Genomic DNA, 2,264 nt, shown 5'->3' with positions numbered 1-2,264 from the left:
GACGCGATCGGCCGCGGGCGCGGGCCGTACGCCCTGCAGGCGGCGATCGCCGAGCAGCACGATGTCGCGGCATCCGTCGACGACACCGACTGGCCCGTGATCGTCGCCCTCTACGAGGCGCTCGGCCGGGTCGCGCCCTCGCCCGTGGTCGAGCTCAACCGGGCCGTGGCCGTCGCGATGGCCGGCGGCGCCGAGGCAGGGCTCGCGCTCGTCGACGAGCTGGCCGCCGACGGGCGGCTGGCTCGATACCACCCGCTGCACGCCGTTCGCGCGGAACTCCTCGAACGCCTCGGCCGCCGGGATGAGGCGCGCGAGGCGTTCGCCGAGGCCGCGCGCCTGACCGCCAACGAGCGCGAACGCGCGATCCTGCTCGCCCGCGCGGCGACCCGCCGCTGAGCAGTCCGCGCGGAGCACCCGGGAACGCCGAACGGGCCGCCCCCGAGGGGACGGCCCGTTCGCGTGTGCGGTCGGTGGGCGCTAGTCGCGCGCGATCGCGAGGATGCGCAGGATCTCGAGGTAGAGCCAGATGACGGTCACCATGATGCCGAAGGCGCCGGTCCAGCCGTACTTCCTCGGGGCCCGGTTGCGCACGCCCTGCTGGATGAAGTCGAAGTCGAGCACGAGCGAGTACGCCGCCATGATGACGACGAGCACGCCGATGATGAGGCCGAGCGGGATGCCGGCGATCTCGGCGCCGCGGAGGCCCCACGGGTCGTCCGTCACGTTGAAGAGCATGAGGCCCATGTTCACGAGCGAGAACACGAGGTAGCCGACCATCGCGACCAGGAAGATCTTGGTGGCCTTCTTCGACGCGCGGATCTTGCCCGAGGCGAAGAGGGCGAGGGTCACGCCGACGACCACGAGCGTGGCGATCACGGCCTGGGCGACGATGCCGCCGCCGAAGGCCATCTCGTACCACGCCGAGATGCCGCCGACGAAGACGCCCTGGACGCCCGCGTACGCGAGGACGAGCGCGGGCGACGGCTCCTTCTTGAAGATGTTGACGAGCGCGAGCACGAAGCCGATGAGACCGGCGCCGATCCAGAGGAACGGCAGGGACTGGGCCGTGAGCCAGCCGATCGCCGCGCCGACGAGCAGCACGCCGAAGGCGGCGGCGGACTTCGCGATCGAGTCCTCGATCGTCATGACGTCACGGTCGGGGAGCGTGGCGGGCTGGTTGTACATGTCCTGCAGCTGCTGGGCGGACATGTCCTGTGCGACAGCCACCGCCCCCTGGCCGGAGGTGAACGCCTCATTGCGTGAGAAGGCGGGGTTGTTGAGAGCCATTGCTGTGGTTCCTCTGCTTTCGGCTTTCCGTCGTGTGGAGGGGAATCGTGCGACCTGGCGGCCGCGTCCCACAAATCTACCTGTTCAGACCGTGCCAACGCCGTGAAATCCCCCGGCATTCCGGGGCGGATGCCGCTTCGGCCCTCGCTACGCTTGCCCCATGCTGCGCGATCTCGCCGAGCGTCCGTTCGTGATCGGGCATCGCGGTGCGTCCGGGTACCGTCCCGAGCACACCGAGGCGGCGTACCTGATGGCGTTCGCGCTCGGTGCAGATGCGATCGAGCCCGACCTCGTGGCCACGCGCGACGGCGTGCTCGTCCTGCGACACGAGAACGAGATCTCGGGGACGACCGACGTCGCCTCGCGCGCCGAGTTCGCGTCGCGTCGCACCACGCGCGAGGTCGACGGCCGGCCGCTTACGGGCTGGTTCACGGAGGACTTCACGTGGGCCGAGCTCTCGACCCTCCGCGCGACGGAGCGGCTCGGCGGCATCCGCCAGCACAGCGCCAGCTTCGACGGGCGCTACCCGATCCTGCGCTTCCGCGACCTCCTCGGGCTGCTCGATGCCGCGACCGACGAGTCGCGGCGGATCATCAGGCTCGTCGCCGAGTTCAAGCACGCGACCCACTTCGCCGCGCTCGGCCTGCCGCTCGAGGAGCTGTTCGCCGCCGAGCTCTCGGCGGCCGGCTGGGGGCGCGGCGACGACCGGATCGTCTCGGAGTCGTTCGAACCCGGACTCCTCGACCGGCTCGTCCTGGCGGGCGTGCGCGGCACTCGCGTGCTCCTCATCGAGGACCGCGGTGCGCCGTACGACCTGGTCGCGTCCGACGGATCGGCGGCGAAGCGCTACGACGCGTTCGTGAGCGAGCGCGGCCTCCTCGAGCTCGGCGGGATCGTGCACGGCGTCAGCGTCGGCAAGGGGCGCCTCGTCGGCGGCGGGCGCGGAGCCGAGGCGGGCGCGGAGGTCGCGCCCGCGC

Annotated in this window: 2 protein-coding genes and 1 pseudogene; 2 read left to right on the top strand and 1 reads right to left on the bottom strand. The window is 71.5% G+C overall.

Features of this window, described 5'->3' with window-relative positions:
- Positions 1 to 396 (top strand): annotated as a pseudogene (locus tag ESO86_RS15725) (RNA polymerase subunit sigma-24); the annotation flags it as partial.
- A gap of 81 nt (positions 397 to 477) precedes the next feature.
- On the opposite strand, the gene ESO86_RS15720 reads toward ESO86_RS15725, so the two are convergent.
- Positions 478 to 1,287 (bottom strand): Bax inhibitor-1/YccA family protein, encoded by an 810-nt coding sequence (locus tag ESO86_RS15720; protein ID WP_129235805.1) that lies wholly within the window; start codon positions 1,285 to 1,287, stop codon positions 478 to 480.
- Between the two features lie 160 nt (positions 1,288 to 1,447).
- On the opposite strand from ESO86_RS15720, the gene ESO86_RS15715 reads away from it, so the two are divergent.
- The coding region (locus tag ESO86_RS15715; RefSeq protein ID WP_129235804.1) for a glycerophosphodiester phosphodiesterase family protein at positions 1,448 to 2,264 on the top strand (817 nt) is incomplete at its 3' end.

Origin of the sequence: Agromyces binzhouensis (assembly GCF_004135055.1) — a bacterium.
GTDB lineage: Bacteria > Actinomycetota > Actinomycetes > Actinomycetales > Microbacteriaceae > Agromyces > Agromyces binzhouensis.
This window is presented reverse-complemented; position numbering and strand designations above follow the sequence as displayed.